Origin of the sequence: Campylobacter concisus (genome assembly GCF_002914005.1) — a bacterium.
Taxonomy (GTDB): Bacteria; Campylobacterota; Campylobacteria; order Campylobacterales; family Campylobacteraceae; genus Campylobacter_A; species Campylobacter_A concisus_N.
The window spans coordinates 1-6,696 of the sequence record NZ_POZU01000052.1 but is presented as its reverse complement, the minus strand read 5'-3'; the positions used below and the strand labels follow the sequence as shown (position 1 = coordinate 6,696).

The window sequence follows — 6,696 nt, the reverse complement described above, 5'->3', positions numbered from 1 at the left end:
ATGGCGTAAGCTTATCTTCTACTAGCTTTGCAGAAGGAGGCCACATTAGTAACATAAATGCTAATGTAGGAAGCATAGATGCTTTATCTCTAGCAGCAGGTGGAGATAATAGCTTTGGTGTAAGTGGTGGAAGTGCTGTTGTGGCTGGGGCTGGAACTGAAGCAACAGGACCTGCTTTACCAGCAGGAAGTATAAAGATTCCTTTATCGGCGTATCTAAACGAAAATATAAACGACGGATTCGTTTTCCATATGCGAAGTCTAGTAAATGACATGTCTAATGCCGGATCTACTTTGAATGGCTATAGTATAGTTAGATGGATAGACGGTAGGGATTATCTAGTTCCTAACGCTGGAGTAAATACATTTACCTTTCAAGACGGCTGGTTTAAAAGTAACGACGGCAAGTTAGCTATTGGTCAAGATGATGCTAAAGACTTGGTGCTAACAAGTAGTGCTAATTCGGCAAATCATACTGGAGATGTGGCCAAAATAGTAAATCCTTCAAGTGATCTTAGCGTATTTGGCGGAGATAATGGAAGTAAGATTACTTCAGACGGTACTAATATAGATACTAAAATTTATAGCAGTGTAAAGGGCGACGAGATAAATATAACTTCTGACGTAACAGGTACTGGTACTTATGAAATAGATCCGTTTACTCACGAATACATAGGCGGTCAATCTTATATAAGCACCGGTTCAAGTTCAGACAACTTAAATATAGCTCCTGGCGTCACTTTAACTAATACTATAATAAATATGGGCGCTGGAAGCGAAACCGTAAATTTAAAAGGAACCGCTACGGATAAGATTAATTTTAAGGGATCTATCTTGATGACCGGTGCCGATAATGATGTAATAAATATCGAAAACGCTTCGTTTGACGTAACCGATGAGAGAGTTAGTGTAATAGACGGCGGAAGCGGCAATGACATTATAAACGTAAATTCCGGAGCCGAGCTAAAAAAAGGTACCATGATCAAAAGCGGAAGCGGCAATGACACTATAAACGTAAATTCTGGAGCTAATATTCACGGTACCCGACATGAAGGGGCTCTTATACATATGGGTAAGTCTGCTAGTCCTTTAGATAAAGGAGAACAAGGTAATACTTCTGAGCTAAACGTGAAAAACGGAGCATTTATGTCTAATGCTAAAATAGAAGTAGTAGCCAAAGAAAATACGATAAATTTTGAAAAAGGAGCTACTACTACTGGTGTTAACATCATAGCGGAAGATGTTGGTACAAAAAGTACGATCAATATTAAGACCGATCTAAAAAAATCGGTGGAAGGTAGGAGATCTAGTATTAGCACCGGAGCTGGAGACGACATCGTAAATGTGAGTGATAAAGCTGAGCTAACCAGGGTCGAAATGAAATTAGGAGAAGGTCTAAATAAAGTAACTATAGACGATGCTGCTATGAAAGGTAGTAGTATAGAAAACGGTAATGGCGGTAACGAAATAACATTAACCAACAATGCGGTATTTAGTGAAGCTTATATAAGTACTGGAGATGGTAAAGATATCATAAATATAAACAACGGTTCAAAATTCGGAGGACTAGGTTCTGGTATAAGTACTAATGCCGGTGAAGACGAAATAAATATAAATAACTCTACAGTAGAAGGCGTAGATGAACATAATACCGTAGAAATAGACACTGGTGACGATACTGATATGATAACTATCAAAGACTCTAATATAAAATATACTGATATTAAAACCGGAAACGGCGGTGATATCGTTCAAGTATTTGATGGATCGTCTTTAAATTCTGTAAAAATGGAAACTGGAGAAGGCAATGATATAGTTACGTTTGAGCATCATAGTGAGAATTATGATTCAGATCCGACTCAGCCTTATTCAAAACCTATAGCGACTAAAACCGAGATAAATACTGGCAACGGCCGAGATACTGTACTGCTAAGCGGTCTAGGCAATAGCGGTAACTATGCAAATAGAGTATCAGATTTTGACGATGTAAAGATAAATATGGGCGACGGCGATCATAAGCATGTGCAGATACACAAAGCTAAAGTCGAAAAGACTATGATAACTACCGGTAGCAAAGACGATTTAGTGCAAATACAAGGCGACTCTTTGATGGAAGGCGAAAATAGCATAAGTACTGGTGCAGGAGAAGACGACCTAGAAATTAGGGGTTCTAAACTTAATGGCACCGCTAGCGCAAAAACATCTATAAATACCGGTGCCGACAAAGATCACGTGGTGATTAACAATTCTACTTTAACGCATGCGGTAGTTGATACGGATAAAGGCGACGATGATGTTGATATCGAAGAAGGAACAATATTTAACTATAACACTATAAATACTTCAGAAGGTAACGATACTATAACTATTAACCGCAACCCTGACGATGCTCGCACAACCTTTCAAAGTTCTGCTTTAAATACCGGTGATGGCAACGATACGGTAGAAGTTACAAATACTACGTTCCTAAAACTTGCCGATGGTAACCTATCTGCTATAGATACTGGCAATGGCGACGACACAATCACTATAAATAATGGAACTATATTCCAAGACTTCTCTTATATAGCTGCTGGAAATGGTGTAGATACTATAAATCTAGAAAGTGGAGCTAAATTTAATCAAGCTAATGTATATGCAGATGCCGGCGACGATATAATAAATGTTAACGGAGCAGAATTTAAAGGCGAAAATGCAGGCAATCATAATGCCGGCGTACACGGCGGAGCAGGAGACGATAGAATTTTCGTTAACTCTGGAAAATTTGATAACGCTAAAGTAGAGGGTGATGCTGGTAATGACACAATCCATATCAAATCTGGAGCTAGATTTGAAAATGCTTCTATATATGGTGATAGCATAGATGGTCTAACGACCGGTAACGATACTATCATAGTAGACAAAGGTGCAACGCTAATTAATACGACTATCGACGGCGGAGCTGGATTTGATACATTAAAAGTAGCTGATAATAGCATAGACTTTAGTCATGTTAAAAATATTGAAAAACTAGATATGACTAATGGAGAAAAGACAACCTTATCTCTTACAGCTAGTAATGTTCAAGATATATTACGTGATAGTAACGAGAATAAGCTAAAAATAGATGGCGATAGTAACGATGAGCTTACTCTTGGAAGTAGCTGGACTAAAGGTGCTAGTTCTGGTGGTTATACTACTTATACTAGTGGTACAACTACAATCGAAGTTCAAGACCAGATACACGTACTTTAATATCTATACTTTTAATCCCAAAGGAAATTCCTTTGGGATATTCTTTTCTATCATTAAATTTTTATAATTTTTTATCTTTTTAACTAGCATCAGATCTACAAAATTTTAGTTGTTTAAGTAGTTGGTATATATAAATCAGTAAGTCTGGATGATAAATAAAAGTTGAAAATGGATTAAAATTTGGTGGTAAATGTAGATAAATTTACCGCCGTAAGGATAAATTATTTTCCAGTTGGGTCTAAGCCATTTAAGATGTAATTTACTTCATCATCGCTTAGCTCGTAGTGTAAAAACTCTTTATAAAATTTCTTTGTCTCAGCTGCTATATCTATATCTTTAAAAATTTCAGGGTGTAATATCTTAGCCGCCCATAAAATTTGCAATGCTCCCTCGGCGCCGTATCTATCCCAGCTAAAAACGCCAGTAGGATTTACGTAAACTCTTTTATTTTTTACAGCGTTAATGTCTGCGTAGATAGGGTTTTCATATATCTTTTTTAAAATTTCGGGAGCTTTGGCTCTACCTATGATGATCACATCTGGATTTATATTTGGGATCTCTTCTGCGTTTAGTTCAAGCATATTTCCAGCTTTTTGTACTGCATTTACTCCGCCTGCGACTCTTATCCACTTGTCTATGATTGTATTTGTGCCATCAACCTTGAATAAATTTTTGCCGCCGGCTATGTGAAGTACTTTTGGTTTATTGTATGATGGCGCGATCTTGCCTATTTCGTTTTGTACTCTTTTAAGGTTGCCGTCAAAATACTCATTAAATTTTTGAGCTATCTTCGGCGCTTCGCCGCCTATGACCTCAGCCATTATAGATACGCTTTTTTTCATATCCGCATGATTCGTAAATGATGGATAAAGTACGGTAAAGCCGTTTTTGGTTAGCTCTTCTTTGTTCTTTTTATCGGCGGCTATAACGATGTCTGGGCTTAGTTTAATTAGCTCTTCTACCTACAAATCTTTGCCGTTTACGCCGTTTGGGATGCTTGAAATTCTAGGATAAACGTGCGCAAACCATTTGTTATTTTTGATTAGATCGGTAGTCGCTACTATCTTGTCTGCGCCGCCTAGCATTAATATGATTTGATTGTTCGCATACCAAAGCGTGGCGATTTTTTCTACTTTTGCGGGAACCTTTACGACGTCGCCAGTGACGTCTTTGACGTCTCTAAACTCAGCTGCATTAAGTAAAATGCCTGCAAACAGCACCACTAAAGCCATGAAAAATTTTGTCATTTTTTCTCCTTATATTAAATATATATTTTTATATATAAGTGCTAATACTATATGTTATCGCCTTAATAAATAATATCTTTACAATATAAATTTCTAATTTTATAGTTTTAAAATTTATGAGCGAATGTAGATTTTTATCTATTATTGATAGATTAAATTTGTAGTAATGGCTCCCCTTCTTGCACTTGGCAAAAAGGGGAGAAAAGAGAGATTATTTCTCGAAAGCTTTTTGTAAGCTAAATGGAAATGCTTGATAGCCCATAGTATTTGTCATTTTTATCTCGATGCTAGGCTCTTTTGCGCCCCACTCAAACTCATCGATGTGCGGACTAGGAAGTCCTACTGGGCGACCTTTTGCGATGTCAAACTGCATGCCAGCAACAGCTGAATAGACCATCACACTATCAAGGTCATCTTGATACTGCGTAAGGCTAGTAACTGAGCTATACCACTCTTTGCCGCGCTCTTTGCCGTACTCCCAGATCTGCTCAACGGTCTTTTTGTTCTCATCGATCTTATAAACGACCGCACGAGAGTACTTCATGCCAGCGATGGCTGGTTGCTCCATGCCCCTTGTGTCGCCGTTATCAAAGACGCTTAGATAAATTTCGCCTTTTTTAGACTTGCTATCTATCCTAAATGCAGTATGTTGCGTCCATTGCCAGTCAAAGCCACCTTTATCGCTCTCGTATCCTGGGCATTTTGAGTACTCATCTTCGCAGACTATTTTATTGCCTTTGCTATCAACTGGCTGGAGGAGTTTGTCTTTAAATTTATCGCTCCAGCCCTTGTGAGCACCCATAATCCATTTTACTTGTTTATCACGGCCGATCTTGATAACTGCGTCTTGGTGGCGGCTTGAGATGATGATACTATCATCGCTTGGGTCATAATCCACGCTATTTACGTGCGCCCAGTTGCGTCCGGGACCAGCGCCAACTATGTCGCCCCATTTATCGTGCGTATCCATAGACTGAAGCTCATCTGTGCTTGCAGTGTGGCCTGCTTTTTTAGCGTCTATATTTAAGCAAACTGCGCCTTGATCAAGCGTTTTTAGCACGATGTCGCGATAAGGATCAAGAATTTCATATAGTCTAAAGTCATCAACTACGTTGCCATCGCGGTCAAGCTCAACGATCACGTCGCGCACTGTTCTTACGTTTTTGCCATCAGCTCTTTTATAATCAGCATTTGCCACGCGTAAGAAGTAGTGTCCGTTTTGTGCTACGTCCATTGAGTGAGAGAAGTCGTTGTAGCTAGCTGGTAGCTCACGGTTGAAAATTTCTCTACCCATGATGTCGTATTTTGCGTATCTTTGACCATATCCCCAAGTCATCGCACCATCGTCATTTTGCTTAAAGCCCATCATTACGCCAGCGTGAAATGGCTGTTTTAGATCGTAAATTTTACTTGGTTCAAGATACCATCTAACCTCGCCTTTTGTATCAAGGATGAAGTTATTTGGGCTGTAGTTCCACTCGATCGCACCGCCAGCTGGGTTGTTCCAAACGACTTTTGTGCCCTTGCCTGTTTTATTTACGAAGTTATTTACGTAGTAGAGGCGGTTTGCAAATTTAGCACTCGCAGGCTTAGTAACCTCGATCTTATCAAAGAGCGCGCCCTTTTGATTTGGTGTGCCTGAGCTTTCTAGGTAGATAGCTGGGGCGTAAATTTTATAGCTCTCTTTTACGTGCTCGCTTTTGCCCTTGTAAATCTTGTCGTATTCGACTTCAACTGTATTTTGATAGTCAGGATACATGCCAAAAACTGGAATACCGCCATGTGTGCGAAGATGCTTGTCAGCCACTTTATAGCTTATTACTTGACCGCCTTGTTTTGGTACGATGGTTACTTTGGCATTGCTTAGTGTGTAGCCACCATTTTTGATAACTGCGGTAAGTGGAGCAGTGTCGTAAGGATTTACTACTACTTCGCCGATTTGCCCAGTGATAGCATAGTCAAGCTTGGCTCCACTTGGACCTCCTATGGCAAAGGCCGATGAACAAAGCACAGAAGCTAGTGCAAGACAACTCAAAGTATTTTTCATAACATCTCCTTTAAATAAATTTTATAAATTCTACCCATAGAACTTATAAAATTTAGTAAAGCCCTGGAACACCCAAGGCTTAAATCAGGTAAAAGGAGTAATAAAAAATAATTGTCTCCTTTGTAATTGTAATAAAACCTTATAACATAAAAATCACGATAAACTTTAT

Annotated in this window: 2 protein-coding genes and 1 pseudogene; 1 reads left to right on the top strand and 2 read right to left on the bottom strand. The window is 38.9% G+C overall.

The annotated features are described in order from the left end of the window. Positions 1 to 3,233, top strand: a 3,233-nt coding sequence (locus CYP54_RS09905) for a hypothetical protein (RefSeq protein WP_181001534.1), incomplete at its 5' end; no start/stop codon positions are given. 221 nt (positions 3,234 to 3,454) lie between these two features. Here the strand turns inward: CYP54_RS09905 and CYP54_RS05870 are convergent. Further along, positions 3,455 to 4,480, bottom strand: a pseudogene (locus tag CYP54_RS05870) (ABC transporter substrate-binding protein). 211 nt (positions 4,481 to 4,691) lie between these two features. Continuing rightward, entirely contained in the window at positions 4,692 to 6,527 is a 1,836-nt protein-coding gene (locus tag CYP54_RS05865) for an aryl-sulfate sulfotransferase (RefSeq protein ID WP_084041751.1), read from the bottom strand. Positions 6,528 to 6,696: the final 169 nt, after the last annotated feature.

Coding starts and splice junctions, on each gene's coding strand:
- CYP54_RS05865 (WP_084041751.1), bottom strand. CDS start 6,527: ATGAAAAATACTTTGAGTTGTCTTGCACTAGCTTCTGTGCTTTGTTCA.